At 59.6% G+C, this 18,460-nt stretch carries 21 protein-coding genes; 10 read left to right on the plus strand and 11 right to left on the minus strand.

The features are described 5' to 3' along the window. Nucleotides 1-40 precede the first annotated feature (40 nt). From lpxD to lpxB, 5 genes are read left to right on the plus strand one after another with little or no spacing between them, the layout of a single operon-like run. Nucleotides 41-1,105 (plus strand): UDP-3-O-(3-hydroxymyristoyl)glucosamine N-acyltransferase, encoded by a 1,065-nt coding sequence (gene lpxD, locus H4I99_RS13740; RefSeq protein WP_163905370.1) that lies wholly within the window; start codon nucleotides 41-43, stop codon nucleotides 1,103-1,105. After that, nucleotides 1,098-1,565 carry a 3-hydroxyacyl-ACP dehydratase FabZ gene (gene fabZ / locus H4I99_RS13745; RefSeq protein ID WP_163905372.1) on the plus strand — a complete coding sequence of 156 codons (468 nt, stop codon included), beginning with the start codon at nucleotides 1,098-1,100 and terminating at the stop codon, nucleotides 1,563-1,565. The genes lpxD and fabZ overlap by 8 nt, the downstream gene beginning before the upstream one ends. Further along, the gene (gene lpxA, locus H4I99_RS13750) at nucleotides 1,562-2,377 is read left to right on the plus strand and encodes an acyl-ACP--UDP-N-acetylglucosamine O-acyltransferase (protein ID WP_163905374.1); all 816 of its coding nucleotides are present in this window, start codon (nucleotides 1,562-1,564) and stop codon (nucleotides 2,375-2,377) included. Before fabZ ends, lpxA begins: the two co-directional genes overlap by 4 nt. A 3-nt stretch (nucleotides 2,378-2,380) precedes the next feature. Further along, on the plus strand, nucleotides 2,381-3,256 hold the full coding sequence (locus H4I99_RS13755; RefSeq protein ID WP_163905376.1) for an LpxI family protein: 876 nt from the start codon (nucleotides 2,381-2,383) through the stop codon (nucleotides 3,254-3,256). Beyond that, nucleotides 3,253-4,440, plus strand: coding sequence for a lipid-A-disaccharide synthase (gene lpxB / locus H4I99_RS13760; RefSeq protein WP_163905378.1), 1,188 nt, complete (start codon nucleotides 3,253-3,255; stop codon nucleotides 4,438-4,440). Before H4I99_RS13755 ends, lpxB begins: the two co-directional genes overlap by 4 nt. A 120-nt stretch (nucleotides 4,441-4,560) precedes the next feature. On the opposite strand, the gene H4I99_RS13765 is transcribed toward lpxB, so the two are convergent. Continuing rightward, nucleotides 4,561-5,754, minus strand: coding sequence for a GTP-binding protein (locus tag H4I99_RS13765; protein ID WP_163905379.1), 1,194 nt, complete (start codon nucleotides 5,752-5,754; stop codon nucleotides 4,561-4,563). Between the two features lie 84 nt (nucleotides 5,755-5,838). After that, on the minus strand, nucleotides 5,839-6,855 hold the full coding sequence (gene znuA / locus H4I99_RS13770) for a zinc ABC transporter substrate-binding protein ZnuA (RefSeq protein WP_163905381.1): 1,017 nt from the start codon (nucleotides 6,853-6,855) through the stop codon (nucleotides 5,839-5,841). 105 nt (nucleotides 6,856-6,960) lie between these two features. Here znuA and H4I99_RS13775 point away from each other — a divergent pair, with 105 nt between their 5' ends. Genes H4I99_RS13775 through H4I99_RS13785 form a run of 3 tightly spaced genes read left to right on the plus strand, consistent with a single transcriptional unit; the run spans nucleotide 6,961 to nucleotide 9,093 of the window. Continuing rightward, nucleotides 6,961-7,884 (plus strand): ATP-binding cassette domain-containing protein, encoded by a 924-nt coding sequence (locus H4I99_RS13775; RefSeq protein WP_163905383.1) that lies wholly within the window; start codon nucleotides 6,961-6,963, stop codon nucleotides 7,882-7,884. Then, a complete protein-coding gene (gene znuB / locus H4I99_RS13780; RefSeq protein ID WP_163905385.1) occupies nucleotides 7,877-8,692 on the plus strand; it encodes a zinc ABC transporter permease subunit ZnuB in 816 nt (271 codons plus the stop codon). The genes H4I99_RS13775 and znuB overlap by 8 nt, the downstream gene beginning before the upstream one ends. Before the next feature lie 5 nt (nucleotides 8,693-8,697). Next, nucleotides 8,698-9,093, plus strand: a complete 396-nt coding sequence (locus tag H4I99_RS13785; RefSeq protein ID WP_163905387.1) for a Fur family transcriptional regulator — start codon at nucleotides 8,698-8,700, stop codon at nucleotides 9,091-9,093. Nucleotides 9,094-9,114: 21 nt separating this feature from the next. Here the strand turns inward: H4I99_RS13785 and H4I99_RS13790 are convergent, their stop codons facing one another. From H4I99_RS13790 to H4I99_RS13815, 6 genes are all read right to left on the minus strand, one after another. Continuing rightward, complete coding sequence (locus tag H4I99_RS13790; protein WP_163905389.1) at nucleotides 9,115-9,642, minus strand: gamma carbonic anhydrase family protein; 528 nt, start codon at nucleotides 9,640-9,642, stop codon at nucleotides 9,115-9,117. 27 nt (nucleotides 9,643-9,669) lie between these two features. Then, nucleotides 9,670-9,939 carry a hypothetical protein gene (locus H4I99_RS13795; protein ID WP_099057728.1) on the minus strand — a complete coding sequence of 90 codons (270 nt, stop codon included), beginning with the start codon at nucleotides 9,937-9,939 and terminating at the stop codon, nucleotides 9,670-9,672. A gap of 46 nt (nucleotides 9,940-9,985) precedes the next feature. Then, the gene (locus H4I99_RS13800; protein ID WP_425314384.1) at nucleotides 9,986-11,479 is read right to left on the minus strand and encodes an SPOR domain-containing protein; all 1,494 of its coding nucleotides are present in this window, start codon (nucleotides 11,477-11,479) and stop codon (nucleotides 9,986-9,988) included. Nucleotides 11,480-11,573: 94 nt separating this feature from the next. Further along, nucleotides 11,574-12,359, minus strand: a complete 786-nt coding sequence (locus H4I99_RS13805; RefSeq protein WP_163905391.1) for a hypothetical protein — start codon at nucleotides 12,357-12,359, stop codon at nucleotides 11,574-11,576. Nucleotides 12,360-12,632: 273 nt separating this feature from the next. Continuing rightward, nucleotides 12,633-13,244: a transglutaminase-like cysteine peptidase gene (locus H4I99_RS13810; protein WP_163905393.1), complete on the minus strand. Its 612-nt coding sequence runs from the start codon at nucleotides 13,242-13,244 to the stop codon at nucleotides 12,633-12,635. 592 nt (nucleotides 13,245-13,836) lie between these two features. Next, complete coding sequence (locus H4I99_RS13815; protein ID WP_163905395.1) at nucleotides 13,837-14,448, minus strand: PilZ domain-containing protein; 612 nt, start codon at nucleotides 14,446-14,448, stop codon at nucleotides 13,837-13,839. Nucleotides 14,449-14,790: 342 nt separating this feature from the next. On the opposite strand from H4I99_RS13815, the gene H4I99_RS13820 reads away from it, so the two are divergent. Together H4I99_RS13820 and H4I99_RS13825 are read left to right on the plus strand one after the other, a co-directional pair. Next, nucleotides 14,791-15,543, plus strand: a complete 753-nt coding sequence (locus H4I99_RS13820) for a rhomboid family intramembrane serine protease (RefSeq protein ID WP_163905397.1) — start codon at nucleotides 14,791-14,793, stop codon at nucleotides 15,541-15,543. Nucleotides 15,544-15,734: 191 nt separating this feature from the next. Beyond that, a complete protein-coding gene (locus H4I99_RS13825) occupies nucleotides 15,735-16,169 on the plus strand; it encodes a CBS domain-containing protein (RefSeq protein ID WP_163905399.1) in 435 nt (144 codons plus the stop codon). Between the two features lie 58 nt (nucleotides 16,170-16,227). Here H4I99_RS13825 and H4I99_RS13830 read toward each other — a convergent pair whose 3' ends face one another. The 3 genes from H4I99_RS13830 to folE form a co-directional block, all read right to left on the minus strand. Then, entirely contained in the window at nucleotides 16,228-17,181 is a 954-nt protein-coding gene (locus H4I99_RS13830) for a patatin-like phospholipase family protein (RefSeq protein WP_163905401.1), read from the minus strand. Nucleotides 17,182-17,284: 103 nt separating this feature from the next. Further along, complete coding sequence (gene hisI / locus H4I99_RS13835) at nucleotides 17,285-17,752, minus strand: phosphoribosyl-AMP cyclohydrolase (protein ID WP_163905403.1); 468 nt, start codon at nucleotides 17,750-17,752, stop codon at nucleotides 17,285-17,287. A gap of 61 nt (nucleotides 17,753-17,813) precedes the next feature. After that, nucleotides 17,814-18,419, minus strand: coding sequence for a GTP cyclohydrolase I FolE (folE, locus tag H4I99_RS13840; RefSeq protein ID WP_163905405.1), 606 nt, complete (start codon nucleotides 18,417-18,419; stop codon nucleotides 17,814-17,816). Nucleotides 18,420-18,460 lie beyond the last annotated feature (41 nt).

The following is an 18,460-nucleotide window of genomic DNA, read 5'->3' on the forward strand; positions in this document are numbered from 1 at the left end:
CAAGGGCTTCCGACAGCGTAACGTTCTGGGGCTTTGGCTGATGGAGCATAACCACTTTTTTCCGCCCCATGAGGGGATCGCGCTTGCGTCGATCGCCGCTCATGTGGGGGCGGAGTTGCTTGATCAGGGTGCGGGCGATCGGATGATCCGGTCGGTCGCGCCCGTTAATCGTGCGCGTAAGGGGGACATTTGTTACATCCTGTCCCGTCGCAGCAAGGAAGAGCTGAAGACTTGTGAGGCTTCGGCGATTATCTGCGACAAGGCGCTTCGGTCGCTCATTCCCGACCACATTCCAGTACTTTTGAGTTCGGCTCCAGCTATGACGTTTGCCATGGTTGGCGGTTTGCTTTTCCCGTCGGGTCTTCGTCCGATCGAAATGGTGGATGAAGCCGAGGCTATTTCCCCGGCGGCTTTTGTCGATTCTTCGGCACGATTGGAACCGGACGTTCGTATCGAGCCCATGGCTGTGATCGGTGCGGATGTCGAAATCGGCAGCGGCAGCCATATTGGTGCAGGCGCCGTTATTGGTCGCGGCGTGCGTATCGGCCGAAACTGCACGATCGCTGCCGGCGCCACGGTGCAGGTGGCGCTGATCGGCAATAACGTCATCATCCACAATGGCGCCCGTATCGGGCAGGATGGCTTCGGCTACGCGCCGGGACCGCGCGGCATGATCAAGATCGTGCAGGTTGGCCGCGTCATCATCCAGGATCACGTGGAGATCGGTGCGAACACAACGATCGACCGTGGTACGATGGACGATACGGTGATAGGCGAAGGAACCAAGATCGATAATCTGGTGCAGATCGGCCATAATGTTCGCATCGGCCGTCATTGCGGAATAGTCAGCCAGGTGGGTATTGCCGGCAGCACGCGCATCGGTGACGGCGTCATGCTCGGCGGAGCCGCGGGGGTCAACGGTCACATCACCATTGGGGATGGTGCGCAGATCGCGGCGATGAGCGGCGTTCTTTCGGATGTACCGCCCGGCGGGCGATATGGCGGGGTGCCGGCGCGCCCGATGAAGGATTACCTTCGTGAAGTCGCCGAAATGCTAAGCCGCACGGATAGCCGCAACAAGGAAAAGGAGGGCAAGAATGACTGAGGGCGTTAAGACAGAACTGGGTTCGGCCGATGTCCTCCAGATCATGAAGTTTCTGCCCCACCGCTATCCCTTCCTGTTGGTGGATAAGATCATCGAGATCGACGGCGACAATTCTGCAATCGGAATCAAGAACGTGACGGCCAACGAGCCGCATTTCACGGGTCACTTTCCTGAAGCACCGATCATGCCGGGCGTCCTGTTGATCGAGGGAATGGCCCAGACAGCCGGTGCAATCTGCGCACGCAAGGAAGGGCAGGGCGGAAACCTAGTCTACTTCATGACGATCGACAACGCCCGTTTCCGCCGCCCGGTCGTGCCTGGTGATCGCGTCGAGTACCATGTCGTGAAGCAGAAGCAGCGCGGCAATATCTGGAAATTCCATTGCGATGCCAAGGTCGATGGCGCATTGGTTGCCGAGGCCGATATCGGCGCCATGATCATGCGCAAGGAAGACAAATGAGCATGATTGCCGCAAGCGCCAGCATTCATCCCCTTGCCGTTGTCGATGATGGAGCCGTGATCGGCGAGAACGTCAAGATCGGCCCTTTTTGCCGTGTCGGTTCTCGGGTGAAGCTTGGTGATGGCAGCGAACTGATATCGCATGTCTCTGTGACCGGCCTCACGACGATTGGTCGGAATGCAAAAATTTTTCCCTGCGCGGTGATTGGCGGTGATCCGCAGAGTGTTCATCACGCCGGTGAGGAAACGACACTCACCATCGGCGACAATTGCACGATGCGCGAAGGTGTGACGATGAACACGGGCACTGCCGAAGGCGGCGGAAAGACCGTGGTTGGCAACAACAACCTGTTCCTCGCCAATTCCCATGTGGCGCATGACTGCATTCTCGGCGATCACATTATTCTGTCGAACAATGTGATGCTCGCCGGCCATGTGAAGGTCGAGGATCGTGTCATTCTCGGCGGCGGTTCGGCCGTGCATCAGTTTACCCGCATAGGCCGGCAGGCCTTTATCGGCGGTCTCTCGGCGGTCAGCTATGATGTCATCCCTTACGGCATGCTCAACGGCAACCCTGGCATCCTCGGCGGTCTGAACGTCGTCGGTATGACCCGCGCTGGCATCGAGCGATCGGTCATCCATCAGGTCCGTCGCGCTTTCAAGCAGATCTTCGAAGGCGAGGGCTCTGCTCGCGTCAACGCGGAGGCGATCCGCGCAGAGTATCTCGATTGCCCACAGGTTATAGAGATCCTGGATTTCATCGCTGCCGAGAGCGACAGGGCGCTTTCTTCTCCGCATCGCGGCAAGAACTGAGACATGGCGCCGGCCAAGGCAGGAGCGGGTCGTCTGGCGATCATCGCCGGAAGCGGCCTTTTGCCTCTTTATGTGGCTGAGGCAGCCCGGCGATCCGGTGAGGATCCCTTCATTCTGCGACTGAAGGACGAAGCCGATCAGCAATGGCGGGACTTCGACAATGCGGTGGTTGGCGTCGGTGACGTAGCGGGATTGTCTGCGCTGTTCCGTCGTCACGGCATCGGGCGCGTCGTGCTGTCCGGCGGCGTCAAACGTCGGCCGGGCTTTCGCGAAATCCACGTCAACCTGAAGGCGCTAATGAAGCTGCCCTTGGCGTTGAAGACGTTGCTTGCAGGCGGGGATGACGCTGTTCTCAAGATGGTGATTTCACTCATCGAGGGGCAGGGATGTCATGTTATTGGCGTTCAGGACATTGCGCCCGATCTTCTTGCATCCACCGGTCCGCTCGGCACCGTTTCGCCAAACGATGACGATCTGCGTGACATAGCCAAGGGTGCCGAGGCTGCGGAAGCACTCGGGCGGCTTGATGTCGGGCAGGGCGCAGTCACTGTCGGCGGGCGTATCGTGGCGCTCGAGGGTGTCGAGGGAACCGACGCCATGCTCGCGCGCGTTGCGCGGTTGAGGGACGAGGGCCGGATTTCGCAGCGCCGCAAGGGAGTGCTGGTTAAACTGTGCAAGCCTCAGCAGGATCTCCGGGCCGACCTGCCGTCAATCGGTCGCTCGACGGTAGAGAATGCCAAGCGAGCGGGTCTTGCTGGTGTCGCGGTCGAAGCCGGAAGGGCGCTGGTGATCGAGCGTGAGGCAACGATTGCCGCGGCCAACGAGGCGGGCCTTTTCGTGATCGGTATTGATCGCGGCTTGCCGGGAGGCGTGATGTGAGTGACCGTCCGCTGAAGATTGCTGTCATCGCCGGCGAAGTCTCCGGCGACCTTCTGGGTGGAGACCTGATCGCCGCGCTGAGAAAGCGCCATGGCGGACCGGTTGAACTTGTCGGCGTGGGTGGCGACGCACTGGAGCGTGAAGGCCTGCGTTCCCTTTTCGATTTTTCCGAGCTGTCCGTCATGGGGCTCACCCAGGTGCTTGCGCGCCTGCCGCGCTTCCTCTCACTGATCCGTCAGACGGCGAAGGCCATCGTCGAGGCTCGCCCGGACGTTCTGTTGATCGTGGATAGTCCCGATTTCACCCATCGCGTGGCGAAGAGGGTTCGCAAAGCTCTACCTCATTTGCCGGTGGTGGATTATGTCTGCCCCAGCGTCTGGGCATGGAAGGAATATCGCGCCAAGGCGATGCTCGACTACGTCGACGCGGTGCTGGCGGTTCTGCCCTTCGAGCCGGAGGTAATGCGTCGCCTCGGTGGTCCTGCAACGCATTTCGTTGGCCATCGTCTCACGACCAATGCAAGGCTGCTGGAGACGCGCGCGGCGCGCGCTGGAAAGTTGCCGAAACGGGCCGGCGAGCAGAAAACGATCATGCTGCTTCCCGGTTCGCGCGGGGCGGAGATCTCCGCGCTTCTGCCGGTCTATGGGCAGGCGATGATCGAGTTTACCGAGAGAAACGGCCCGAGCCGGTTTCTTATGCCGACTGTTCCGCGCCAGGAAGCGCGCGTGCGCCAGATGATCGCCGACTGGGCTCTGAAGCCCGAGGTTCTCGTCGGTGAGGATGCGAAATGGCAGGCCTTTGCCGAGGCCGACGCAGCGATTGCTGCTTCTGGCACCGTGATCCTGGAGCTGGCGCTGGCAACGGTGCCCACGGTGTCCACCTACAAGACCGACTGGCTGATGAAGCTCATCAGCCACCGCATCAAGATCTGGACCGGCGCACTTCCCAATCTGATCGCCGATTATCCGATTGTGCCGGAATATCTGAACGACTACGTGCGGCCGGGTAATCTCCTGCGCATGGCGGAAAGGCTGGCTACCGATACGCTTGAGCGGCAGGCCATGCTGGCCGGTTTCGATCTCGCATGGAAGCGGCTTGCGACGGAGCGTCCCGCCGGCCAAGAGGGTGCGCGGATCGTCCTCGATCTCTTGCGTGACAAGGGCGTTCTTCCCAAAAACTCCTGAGGCATTCCCGCTCGAAACGGGTGCGGACCTGCCGGCGGCTGCCTTTTCCAAACCGGCAGGTCCTTCCGGACCGGTGCCATGCGCGACATCGGTCCAGATTTCTCAAGATGGGGATACGGATTACTGCGTCCAGGAGGCGAAGGGGTCCGGCAGTTTGCTCCATGCCGAAGGCGTGAAATTCTCGGCCGGTACAAGGCATGCGTCGAGTTCCGCCGTTATCCGCCGCTCATCCATGGGATCGGCGCCGATGAACACGATCTCCTGCCGGCGGTCGCCCCATTCCGGATCGAGATAGGGCGCCATGGCACGCTTGAACCCGGCATCGTCAGGCCAGCGTTCGCGAGGTACCGACGCCCACCAGAGGCCCATGCGGCCGGTCCGGACCAGCGCCCCCGCCTGACTGATTGAGCCGACATGATGCGGCCTCGTCGCCAGCCAGAAGAAGCCCTTGGCGCGGATGACACCCGGCCAGGCGCGGTCGATGAAGGCCTGAAATTTCGTGGGGTCGAGCGGTCGGCGCGCCTTGTAGACGAAGGAACGGATACCGTATTCCTCCGTTTCCGGTACATGATCCTTGAAGCCGTTCAGTTCCTTGAACCAAAGCGGATGGGTTTCCGCCTTATCGATGTCAAACAGACCGGTTCCAAGGATGTCGCGCGGTGCGACGGCGCCGAAATCCGTCTCGATCACCCGCGCATCCGGGTTGAGGCCGGCGATGATCTTGAGCGCGGCGTCGCGTTGTTCCGGTGTCGCTGTTCCGATCTTGTTGAGCACGACGACATCGGCGAACTCGATCTGCTCGACCAGCAGGTCTACGAGGGTTCGATTGTCGCCATCGCCCGCCGTTTCGCCTCGGTCCGCGAGAAAATCGGAGGAGGAATAGTCGTTCAACAGATTTGCCGCGTCGACCACGGTCACCATGGTGTCGAGCTGCGCGATATCGGACAGGCTCTGTCCATTGTCATCGCGAAAATCGAAGGTGGTGGCGATGGGAAGCGGCTCGGCAATACCGGTCGCCTCGATCAGTAGATAGTCGAACCGGCCCTGCACGGCGAGATCTCGCACTTCGCGCAGCAGATCGTCGCGAAGCGTGCAACAGATACAGCCGTTGGTCATTTCGACCAGTTGTTCCTCCGTCCGGGAAAGTGCGGCGTCTCCATCACGCACCAGTGCCGCGTCGATGTTCACTTCACTCATATCGTTGACGATCACCGCAACACGGAGACCGCTTCGATTGGAAAGAACGTGGTTGAGCAGGGTTGTCTTGCCCGCTCCGAGAAAGCCGGAGAGAACAGTGACAGGCAATTTGTCCATGTAACAAACTCCAGGATGTAATGTTGTAACAACTGAGGATCGCGAAAAGGCGGACTTCCGTCCGCCTTCCGCAGAGCACCACCCTTAGTGGGACAGGCAGTCTGCCAGGGATTTGGCCATGCCGCGCAGAAGCGTCGAGTAAAGCTCGGGGCCTTCGGTGATGGCGCCGCCCTCAGGATCGAGCGTACCGCTCTTCGCGTCGGTGCCCTCCGTGACGACCTTGATCAGTTTCGGTTCGAACTGGGGCTCTGCGAACACGCAGGCCGCACCGAGTTCCTTGACCTTGGCATGAATCTGGGAGACGCGCTCCGCACCGGGCATGGTTTCAGGGCTGACGGTGATCGAGCCTGCGACGTGAACATGATATCGATGCTCGAAATACTGATAGGCGTCGTGGAAGACGATGAAGGGCTTGTCGGCGACAGGCGCAACGGTTTCGGCGATTTCCTTGTCTAATGCGGTGAGTTCGTCATCCAATGCCTTGGCATTCGCCTTATAGTGCGCGGCGTTGGCGGGATCGGCCTCGATCAGCGTGGCCTCGATAGCGCCAGCCATCACCTTGGCGTTCATCGGGTCGAGCCAGAGATGCATGTCCGTGCCGCCATGCTCGTCATGATGATGTTCATCGGCATGCCCGGCTTTCTCACCGTTTGCCTCGGCATGTTCTGCGCCGTTGTCGTCATGATGCTCGCCCTCGGCATGCTCATCATGTTCGCCGTGGTCGTGAGCCTCGAACGCACCTCCCTCGCGGAAGGGCAGCTTGGTGATGCCGGGAGCATCTTCGAGTTCGACAACCTTGGCCTTGCCGGCCAGGGCATCGAGCGGCTTTTCAAGAAAAGCCTCAAGTCCGGGGCCGACCCAGAAGACCACGTCGGCATGTTCGAGAGCCCGGGCATTGGACGGTTTCATGTTATAGGTGTGGGGGGAAGCCGCACCCTCCACGATCAGGCTCGGTTCCGCAACGCCCTTCATGATCGCCGCCACGAGCGAGTGGATCGGCTTGATCGACACCACGACCTCCGGCGGCGCGGCAAAGGCGAGCGAAGGCATGAAGAGAAGAGCTGCCGTGGTGGTGAAAAGGCCGGCGCGGGACTTGATCATAGGGGTATCTCCATCTTGAATGTGTTATGTAATAATATTACATTCATTGCGTAACGCTATAACGTGTGGCATAGCGTCGTGCAACAACAAATTTTCGGGGTCACGATGTCTCAGCCAGAAACTAGAGACGATCAGCCGCTGGTCATGCTGCAGGATGCGGGCATCCGCAGAAGCGGGCGCTGGCTCGTTCGCGGCGTCGAATTTTCCGTGCGACCGGGAGAGATCGTCACGCTGATCGGTCCGAACGGCTCCGGAAAGTCGACGAGCGCCAAGATGGCGATCGGCGTGCTGAAGCCGGATGAGGGGAGGGTCGAACGCAAGCCCGGTCTTCGCGTCGGCTATGTGCCGCAGAAGCTGGCCGTCGACTGGACCATGCCGCTGACCGTCAAGCGCCTGATGAGCCTTACCGGGCCTTTGCCCGAGAGCGAGATCAAGTCAGCGCTCGAGGCGGTGGGTATTGCCCATCTCGCATCTGCAGAGGTGCAGCACCTCTCGGGCGGAGAATTCCAGCGTGCACTGCTAGCCCGCGCCATCGCCCGCAAGCCCGATCTGCTGGTACTGGACGAGCCGGTTCAGGGCGTGGATTTTTCCGGCGAAATAGCGCTCTACGATCTCATCACCTCGATCCGCAATTCCACCGGCTGCGGCATTCTGCTGATTTCCCACGACCTGCACGTCGTCATGGCCGAAACCGACACGGTTATCTGCCTCAACGGCCATGTCTGTTGCCGCGGCACCCCGGCGGCCGTCAGCCAGAGCCCGGAATATATGCGCCTCTTCGGCGCCAATGCAGGCCGCACGCTCGCGGTCTACAGCCACGATCACGACCACACGCATCTGCCAGATGGCCGCGTAATGCACAGTGATGGCAGCGTAACCGAACATTGCCATCCGGGTGACGGCCACCACCATCATGATGAGGATCATCCCCATCACGACCATGCGCATGACGGTAGCCATCGCAAAGCGGCAGGCGGCGAAACCGTTCTAACCTCGCCTGGCAAGGGCAGGGAGACCAATCATGTTTGACGATTTCTTCCTCCGCGCGATGCTGGCGGGTATCGGACTTGCACTGACGACCGGCCCGCTCGGCTGTTTCGTCATCTGGCGGCGCATGGCCTATTTCGGCGATACAATGGCTCATTCCGCGCTTCTGGGCGTTGCGCTTTCGCTGTTGCTGTCGCTCAATCTGATGGTGAGCGTCTTCGTCGTTGCGTCGATGGTATCGCTCTTGCTCCTCCTCCTGCAGCGCCGGCAGGCGCTTTCGGCCGATGCGTTGCTCGGCATACTCAGCCACGCGACACTGGCGATTGGCCTTGTGATGGTTGCCTTCATGACCTGGGTGCGTATCGATCTGGTGGCCTTCCTGTTCGGGGATATCCTCGCGGTGGACACGACCGATATCGTGGTGGTCTGGGTCGGCGGCGCCGTTGTGCTCGGCATGATCGCCTGGCTCTGGCGTCCACTATTGGCCGCGACGGTCAATGCGGAACTCGCCGAGGCCGAGGGATTGCAGCCCGAGCGGGCGCGTCTGGCCTTCATGCTGCTGATGGCTTTGGTCATCGCCATCGCGATGAAGATCGTCGGCATCATGCTGATTACATCGCTGTTGATCATTCCCGCTGCGACCGCACGCCGGTTCGCGACGACGCCAGAGGTCATGGCCGTCTTCGCGTCGCTGATCGGCGCGGTCGCCGTCGTCTTCGGTCTTTTCGGATCGTTGACCTATGATACGCCGTCCGGCCCTTCGATTGTCGTGGCGGCTCTTGTACTCTTTCTCTTGAGTCTCCTGCCCAAGCCCGGACGCGAGGGTGCCGAGACGAACAGGCAGGGATAGGAACCATGACAACGCCACAACTGACGAAGAACCAATCGCTCGTTTTCGATGCGCTGACGGAATCGGTTGGACCGCTTTCGGCTTACGGGATCCTCGACCGCCTGCGCGATCATGGTTTCCGGGCGCCGCTGCAGGTTTACCGGGCGCTCGACAAGCTGGTCGAGATGGGGCTGGTGCATCGTCTCGAGAGCATCAACTCCTTCGTCGTCTGCGCTCATCCCAAGCAGGATTGCTGCCATCATGGCACGGTCGCCTTTGCGATCTGCAACAAGTGCGGCCGTGTCAGCGAATTCCACGATCACGCCATAGATCATCGGCTGGAGGACTGGGCCAAGGGCCAGCACTTCAAGGCGGAAAAGACGACGATTGAAATCCGTGGCCTGTGCGCTGAATGTGCCTGAGCGGCGCTGACCCCGGCTCTATCAGATCTGCTTAAGATCGCGGGCGAAGCGTTGCCAGTTGCGGACATAGCTCTCAGCCGACAAGGCAAGTCTCGCCGCTGAGGCTTCGTCCAGAGTTCTGACGACCCGGGCGGGAGAACCGACGATTAGCGAATTGTCGGGAAATTCCTTGTTCTCGGTGATCAGTGCGTTTGCGCCGACGAGGCAGTTGTTGCCGATCTTCGCGCCGTTCAGAACGGTAGCGCCCATGCCTATCAGGGAATTGTCGCCGATCGTGCAGCCATGAATGATGGCGTGATGCCCGACAGTGCAGCCCTTACCGATCGTCACTGGAAAGCGCGGGTCCGTATGGATCATCACGCCTTCCTGAATATTGGTCCGTTCGCCGATGACAATCGGTTCGTTGTCGCCGCGCAGGACGGCTCCGAACCAGATGCCGACGTCCTCGCCGAGATCGACCTGCCCGATCACATGAGCATCCGGAGCAACCCAGAAACGCCCTTCAGGGGGCGTTTTCGGCGAGAGGTTTCCGAGCGAATATAGCGGCATGAAACCGTGTCCGTCTGTCAGCCGTCTTCAGCGCAGGCGCAGAAGAACGGGAAAACGGCCAGCCTGCGAGGAAACATGCAGGTGGATATTGGCTTCAGGTTGCGAATAACGCCAGGCGCGCGCGCCGTGGCAAAGCAGCAGGCCGATCAGGTCCTTGGTGCGCGAGCGCTTACGGCTAAGCCCGAGATCGGCAAGCCGGAACGCAGCCTCGTGCAACGGATGCAGGCCGTAATGCCCTCCGCGGCTTTCGTTGTCCTGGCTCGCCGCGAATTCGAAGTGATTTTCGTTCGATGCCATGTTCGTTACCTCGTACGCGATAAAAATCGAGGTCGGGAGGCGACTGTCACTGCATTGCAGCCCAGCAGCCGATACCCACCTTTTTCAAGCTCTTGCATGCATTAACCGCTGTCTTCTGGTCGTCGAAGCCGCCGAACCGCGCGCGATAAAGCTGCTCCGAACCACTGTTATAGGCGACGGTGAAAGGGGTGGCGGAACGCAATACCTTGCCGCCTTTATCCTGCGCCTTGCGCAGGAGTGTCATGGCCTGTTCCCGATCCGGCGAGGTGCCGATCTGGATGACCCAGCCCGCCGAAGGCTGGGTGGAGGCCGTAATCGTCTGGTCGAGATCCACAGGCTTTACGGCGGCCTGCGCAACGGATTCTGCTTCTTCTTCCGCGAGAGACTGCGGTTCAGCCGCGGCCTTTACCTTTGGCATATAGGCCGGAGCAGGCTGAGGAACGGGCACACCGGCAGAAAGCGGGCGTTCCGGTGCGCCTGTTGCGGCCTTGAGGGCGGCGGCGGCACCGTTGTCGTTTGCCGGCGCAGCAAAGGCCGAAGCGACTGCACCATTCTTGTAACGGGTATCGGGAAGGGGACCTTCGGACGGAAGGCGCGGCGCGCTGGCGACAACCGGCGGCTCTTCCACGGCGGTTGCAGCCACAGATGGGGCTACCGAGGTGTTGACCTTGGCGATCAGGTCTCCACCACCGCCGGAACGCGATGCCTTCGGCATGTAGCGCAGAACGAGCTGCTTCATCGTCTCGTTACGCTTGGCGCCCGACGAAGAGCCCATCACCACGCCGACGATTGAACGGCCATCGGCTTGAGCCGAGGTCACGAGATTGTAACCGGCCGCGCGGGTGTAGCCGGTCTTGATGCCGTCGACGCCGCGAACCGCTCCTAGAAGACGATTGTGGTTGCCGATCGTTTGCTTGCCGAACTGGAAGCTGCGCGTGGAGAAGTAGCCGAAATACTGCGGAAAATGCTGGCGGAGCGCAATGCCGAGACGCGCCTGATCGCGGGCCGTGGTCATCTGCGCCGTGTTGGGCAGACCGTTCGCATTGCGATAGGTGGTCTTGGTCATGCCGAGGCTGCGGGCCTTCGCCGTCATCTGCTGTGCGAAACGGCTTTCAGAGCCACCGATATATTCACCGAGAGCGGTGGCCATGTCGTTTGCCGAACGGGTGACCAGAGCAAGAATGGCCTGCTCGACCGTCACGGAACGACCGGCGCCGACGCCCAGTTTCGACGGAGGCTCCGCCGCAGCGTTGGCCGAAACCGGCACCTTGCTGTCCAGACGGATACGCCCCGCTTCGAGCGCTTCGAAAGTGAGGTAAAGCGTCATCATCTTGGTGAGGGACGCCGGATAACGAAGACTGTCGGCATCCTCGCTATAGAGAACCTTGCCAGTACTGGCGTCGACAACAATCCCGGCATATTTGGGCGCGGCATCCGCCGACCCGACATTGACACCGACTGCCGCTGCGAAAACCAGAGCGGCCGCCGCCAGCTTCTGTATCTTCCGCGCGAGATTGAGACTTCCTATTCTATTCTGCACCGCAAGAACTCTTCAAATTCTGATCATCTGGGATCCGGGCTCGCCCCCACGCGCCCAATTCGGGAAGTCTACGGCCGCAGCCTTACCAAGAGGTTTATAATGAATCATTCGTTGCCGGATCTCGTCGCATTTTATGGGATGGAGCGAGGGACGGGTTCTTTATGCGTGCTTCGATGTGGCCCCGGATAGCTGTGTCGATGGCCCGCCAATCCTTGAGCATCAGGCTTGAGAACCGATATAGAACCGTCAGGTCCTTTCCGACATGGATGTCCCGCTGGCAATCGCCGCTGGTGGCGAACGATGGATCTGTGGGGAGGATGCACCGCACAGCATAGTCGGCCCCGTCAGGAAGATTTGCAGTCAGCAGCGTCTCATTGTCATAACCTGTGCCGCGGCGAAACTTGTGAAGTGTGAGACCTGCCGGTCCCTTTTGCGATGGACCGTCGAATAGCAGCGAATAGATGGGCTCGATTCTGCCTGACATGTCGCGGGACATGGTGCTCTGCGAAAGCTGCAGGAAGATCAGCGACCCGGTGCTGCTGATATCGTCGAAGCGGCGTCTCAGGTCTTTGCTGTAGCCGTTCATCTCCGGCCAGAGCAGATGGAGGTCGATACGTTCGCTTTTGCCATCGTGGCGCTGATCCTCGAAGCGGATGGTGTTCGCCTCCAGTTGCAGTTGATCCTGGCCGATGGCGATGGTGTAGCTGTCCGTGCTTTCCGTGTGGCCGCCAAGCGCAAGCTCTTGTCCGAAACTGCGACCCAGGACATGGATTGCAACCGAGAGCACGGCGAGGGCAGCTATCGCTGAGGTTAGGATTAGCAGAAACCGATTGGATATCAGCGGACTGTGGTGTTGTGTTTCGTCTGCCGTGTTCGCCATCTCCATCCCTTGCTCGTGGGACTTCGCGGCCCCGCTCGTGTCATCCTCGGCGGTCCGCTTACGAATCCTTCATAGGCTGCCGCAGGTGAGCGTCGATGAAGATGGTTAATGCTGGGTAAAAGATTACGGAGTGGTGGGGTGCAGTGCCGGTAGGTTGCCAAAAAAAGGTGAGCCGGTCCCGGGATGAGCGGGACCGGCTCGTTGGCTCCGGTCGGGGACGGGGTATGCGGGGGACTGACCGGGCCAGAAGCTTTCAAGCTTGCTCGCGCGAGTTTAGTTCGTGCCGACGCTGCCGACCGCAGGAGCGCGACCGTCCTGGAGCTTGACCCATCGGCCGGGATCATCCGCCGATTGACGTTTGAGGTAGGTGTATTCCGTATCGGACCAGAGCAGGACCTTGTTGCGCATGTTATCGAGAACGAAGTCGCCGCGGTCGGTTCTCACCGTGAGTACCGCGTGACCTTCTCCGCTCGGCTGCAATACGACCGTAATCAGAAGGTCTGAGGCCGAGAAACCTTTTTCCATCAAAAGTTTGCGCTTGAGGAGCACGAAGTCTTCGCAGTCGCCGACGGTGCGCGGATAAGCCCAGCGCTCTTCGACACCATATATTTCCATGTCGGTCATCGGAGTGATCGAGCTGTTGACGGTGTAGTTGACGTCGAGCAGGACTTTCCAGTTGTCCTCGGTCAGCAGGGCGGGACCCGTGTCACCTCCGGCCGGCCGGCATTCGCTCGCATAGATCTTGCAGAATTCATAGTGACCGATCGGCGGGTTTGCCTTGCCGATGATCTTCATGCCGGCAGGTACTGCGGCGGCTGGTGCGGCGAGCGCTCCCAGCAGTGCCACGGTCAAAAATCCAATCCCCAGAGTTTTCTTTTTTGTCATTTGTTGTCTCCCTGTGATGGAGCCAACATGACACGTATATTTTGATCTCTTGCAAAATGTCGAAGTAAAATACGAAGTTGAATAGATTTAAACTTGCGGATAAATAGAATAAAATAAGTATAAAATGAAAATAAAACTTAAGCGACATTCGATGAAAAATTTCGTCAAATTTTACCTTCTTTGGGAGGTGCGAATTTCGCGACGAGGGGGTGGTAGGAATGTAATGATTTGAAATTACAAGGTAAAATTCGCTTCATGACTATCTCGAGGCGCAGGCAGATTTCCGATCTCCGCTATGTGACGGAGTGCGCTTGATCTGCGCTCCGAATTCTTCACCGGGTGTTGGGTCGACATGCTAGAAGCCGCCAGCGGTAGCGAGAGGAAATTCGGGCGAAGAATTTTCACAAGAGTGTGATGAGGGAGTGTTTTTTATGCAGGCAGCCGCCTGAACCCGGCGTGAATGCCGGAGCATTAGCCCGAAGATCGGAATCGATCCTCGGAGCGCTGGATGCGCAGATTCAGGATTTTCTGATGACGCGCGCTCAAGGGTTCGCGGCGGTAAGCGACCGGGTTCGCGGCGGAAGCTGGCTATTCAGAGAAATTCGGTGAGGGCTTCATGCGATTGCAGCGAGAGAAACTCGATGGCGACGCCCTCAAGGAAATGACGTACGATGCGGCCACGCATGTTGCCAAGCTGAACCGCAGTGCCGATCGGCGGGCGGATGTCGATGTCGACGGCGGCGCCCGAAAGCGACAGGTCCATCAGACGGCAGGGATAGCGCCGGCCGTCCTCAAGGGTGAGTTGGGTTACGGTATTGCGTGGCGTCAGACGGTCGTGGCGACGATCCTCGGGAAGGCCGAGCTCGTGCTTGTTGGCAATCCAGGTCAGCTGTGCGGCAAGCTTTTCACGCTTGCGGCCGGTCGCGACGATGGAAATGACGAAACCGTCCTCGGTCAGCTTGGTCACAGTGCCTTCGATGCGTCCGAGATGGTCTATGTAGGCGATGACCCGTTCGTTGACGCGCGGCCGCCCGGCGCAGGCGAAGTTGACGTCGCCCGGAGACATGTCGATCACCTTGCAGACATATTCTTCATAGTTGGCAAGCATCAGGCGGCCCTGCAGATTCACTGCGACGCGCTGGAAGGCGCGCTGCTGTGCCGGAGGAGCCGTGGTGCTGTTCTGCGAAGCCTGAAAAGAATACATGGATGAACGCTTGAAATATTTCGCGACGATAAAATGCTTAGCGGCAAGCTGTTAACATAACGTTCTGTGACTGTGCCCGTGGTTTCGGAATCGCCGTCGCGCTCGTGCAGTTAAGGTTAATACTTCCTTTTCGTTGCGCGCATGTCGTGACTGTGGCAAATGAGATTTCAAGACGTATCGAAGCAATATGCTTCAGCACCAACTGTCGGGTAGGGGTTGAACCCTGGGGGACCCGAACAGCCGTCCGGCTCCGGTCGGACGGCTTTTTTTTGTCTGTGTGCTGCGCTATGGCTCGCTGGTGCGGTGGATGGAGATTTCACCGGTTTTCGGAGGAAAGACCCGATGGACGAAACGACGCCGCAGTCCACAAACGACCTGCCCATGCCGGAGGATGACAAGCCTCGGAGAGAGCCGGTTTTCAATCTTCCGGCGGGCATTCTTCTTTCATTGATACTGCTCGCTGCGATTTACTTTGTGCAGACCGTCTTGCTGCCGCCGGAAATGGCGGACTGGTTGACGATCGAGTTCGGCTTTTCTCCGATTCGCTATGCCTATCCGCTGTCCGGGCAGGGATATGAATGGCTCTGGACGCCCGTTACATATTCCCTGCTTCATGGCAGCGTGGAGCATCTGGCTTTCAACGGTCTCTGGCTCGCGGCATTCGGTACACCGGTATTTCGCAGGATTGGGCTTGGAAGGTTCTTCCTGCTGTGGGCGATCTCGTCGGCTGCAGGCGCGGCGTTGCACACCGCCGTCAACTGGGGGCAGCCAACGATACTGATCGGCGCGTCCGGCGCTGTCTCGGCCTTCATGGGCGCTGCCTGCCGATTCGCTTTCGGCGGACGAGCGAGGCAGGCCGCTTCGTTCTTCGGCTACCATCCGCCCCGGCTTTCGATTCTCGAAGCTCTCCAGCAGAAGACGGTCCGGGTCTTCATACTTGTCTGGTTCGTCGGCAATATCGTGGTTGCTTTTGGCATACCGCTTTTCGGCGATGTCGGTGCCGCCATCGCCTGGGATGCGCATATCGGCGGATTCCTGCTCGGATTCCTGGGGTTCGGGCTCTTCGATCCGGTACGTGATCCGCGCAATCGCTAAGCGCGGTGCCTCCAGTCGGACACATATATCGCACTCCAATTGAGCTTCTCTCAGAATGCATTATGCGCCGGCTAGCCGGATTCCGGCGCATATTGCAATCTCCTTGGATAACAGGCACCATTTCCCCAATCGGAAACCGCATGGAGGTTGCGGCGTTCGATAGGGTTCCAATGATTGCCAAGGAGGAGAACATGTCTGTATCCGTCAGGAGCATACTCGAGGCGAAGGGGCGCAACGTTGTTACCGTTGGTCCAAATGTGACACTGGCCGAAGCAACCCGCATACTTGAAGAAAACAGGATCGGCGCCGTCGTGGTCGTCGGCATGGAGAACCGTATCGTCGGTATATTCACCGAGCGCGATGTGGTGCGTGCCATTGGCAGGTCGGCAGTTGCCGCGCTCGATCAACCGGTTTCCGCTGTCATGACGGCGAATGTTCATCGCTGCCGTGAGGATACCACCGTGAACGAATTGATGGAAATGATGTCAAGCCGCCGCTTCCGTCACGTGCCGGTCGAGGAGCACGGCAAGCTCTGTGGGATCATTTCCATCGGCGACGTCGTGAAGTCGCGTATTCGCGAGATCGAAATCGAAGCAGAACAGATCAAGGCTTACATCGCGGGATGATGAGTCTGACTGACTGCAGGCGCGCGGCCGGGTTAAGCTCCGGCCGGCACGTTGCCTGTTAGCGGGTGAAGGTTTCCTGCAAGCGCTTGAGGTCGTTAATGCGCGATTTCGTTTCTTCGTAGCCGCGCTCGATTGCCTCCCCGGCGCGGTGAAATTCGGAAAGACCGATATCGTTGAGCCGCGGATGGAGCGCGAGATCCGGCGGATCGCCGGCTAGCCTTGCGCGAGAAATGCGGTCCTGAATAATGTTGAAGGCTTGTACCATTACTCCAGTGAGGCCGATCTTGTGGCGATCCCTCGGAGGCGCCTCGGAGACGTCGGTGAGTTCACCCGCCCTGTGCTTGACAACGGCGGAACGGCCGAAGAGGTCGTAGTGCAGGTTCGCAGCAACCACCAAGGGTTGTTCATAGGCGCGGCAGACGGAGACTGGTACGGGATTGACCAGCGCGCCGTCGATGAGCGTGCGATTGTTGCAGTTGACCGGTTCGAAGATCCCGGGAAGCGCGTATGAGGCCCGCAGGGCCGTTATCAGATGACCGCTTTCGATCCACACTTCATGGCCGCTGTTGAGTTCGGCGGCAACAGCCACGAAAGGCTTTGGCAGGTCCTCGATCATCAGGCCCTGCAGATGCTCCTGCATTCTCTTGGTCAGGCGCATGCCGCCAAGCAGACCACCGCCGCCGATGGTTAGATCGAGAAGAGATGCGATCCGGCGCATGGTGAGGGATCGGGCAAAGGCTTCGAGCTCATCGAGCTTTCCGGCTAGATAGCAGCCGCCGACGAGAGCGCCGATCGAAGTGCCGGCGATCATGCCGACCTCGATTTCCGCTTCGTCTAGCGCCCTGAGAACGCCGATATGCGCCCACCCGCGAGCCGCGCCTCCACCAAGGGCGAGCGCTATCTTGGTCTTTTTCGGTTTCTGTGGTTCGAGGGGCGGCGGCGCTATTGCCGTCGTGCCTCCTGCTGCCGCATTCCGTGCGGACGCATTACCCTTGATACTCCAGTTCAGCATCTGCGCACTTCCTCACGGCTGAACAACTCCCAGTGCATCATTAGCGCACCGGATGCTTACCAAATCCTTTCGCGGTGGATCGGGCGTGTTCGGAAATGCTCCGTCAGGCCTTCTTGTCCGGTCCGCCATAAATGGCATCGGGATCGAAGTGACGGTGATTGTCGGTGATGTCGAGGTGCGGCGTATCGCCGGAGAGCGATACGCTCCGATAAAAGCAGGATCGACGCCCCGTGTGACAGGTAGCATCGTGGCCAGCCACCTCGACCTTCAGCCAAACGGCATCCTGGTCGCAATCGGTCCGAATTTCCCTTACGCCTTGCAGATTGCCGGAACTTTCGCCCTTTTTCCAGATTTTCCCGCGCGAGCGGCTGTAATAATGCGCGATGCCCGTTTCGAGCGTCAGAGCGAGCGCCTCGGCATTCATATGTGCGACCATCAGCAGTTCGCCGTCGCGGGCGTCGGTGACAACGGCCGTCAGCAGACCCTTCTCGTCGAACTTCGGCGTAAAATGCGTGTCTTCCTCAAGGGCGTGCTTGTCGGACGGGGGCGGATCGAAGGCGATCGTCGTCATGATGCATTCCTGAAAAGGGGCCTGAATGGGAGGCCTGAAAGGGACGATGGCGATGCGCCGCTCAGCGGCCGCGCACCATCGACATGAAGCGGGCCTGCTCGGCAGCGTTATCCTTGAACCGGCCCGTGAAGGTGGTTGTCAGCGTGGTGGAGCCCGACTTCTGGACGCCGCGCATGGCCATGCACATATGCTCGGCCTCAATGAAGACACCGACGCCCTGCGGTCGCAAGGTTTCCTCGATGGCGTTGGCGATCTGCGCCGTCATCGCTTCCTGCGTCTGCAGGCGGCGGCCAAACACCTCGACCACCCGTGCGATCTTGGAAAGACCGAGCACACGACCATCGGGCAAGTAGGCCACATGCGCCTTGCCGATCACTGGCAGCATGTGGTGTTCGCAATGCGAGAAGAACGGAATGTCGCGCACCAGAACGATATCGTTGTAGCCTGCGACTTCCTCGAAGGTCGTGCCGAGCACTTCATCGATATCGGCATCGTAGCCGGCAAACAGCTCACGATAAGCCTTCACCACTCGCTTGGGAGTGTCGAGCAGACCTTCGCGACCAGGGTCGTCGCCAATCCAGCGCAACAGCGTGCGAACAGCCTCTTCAGCCTCTTCGCGGCTTGGACGGTCGGCGTCGGACGATAGCTTGTTGACGATGGCATCCATGCCTATGGTCTCCCGGTTCTTCGCAGTACGGACCGTCTGTT

Origin of the sequence: Paenirhizobium daejeonense, assembly GCF_014280875.1 — a bacterium.
Lineage (GTDB): Bacteria > Pseudomonadota > Alphaproteobacteria > Rhizobiales > Rhizobiaceae > Allorhizobium > Allorhizobium daejeonense.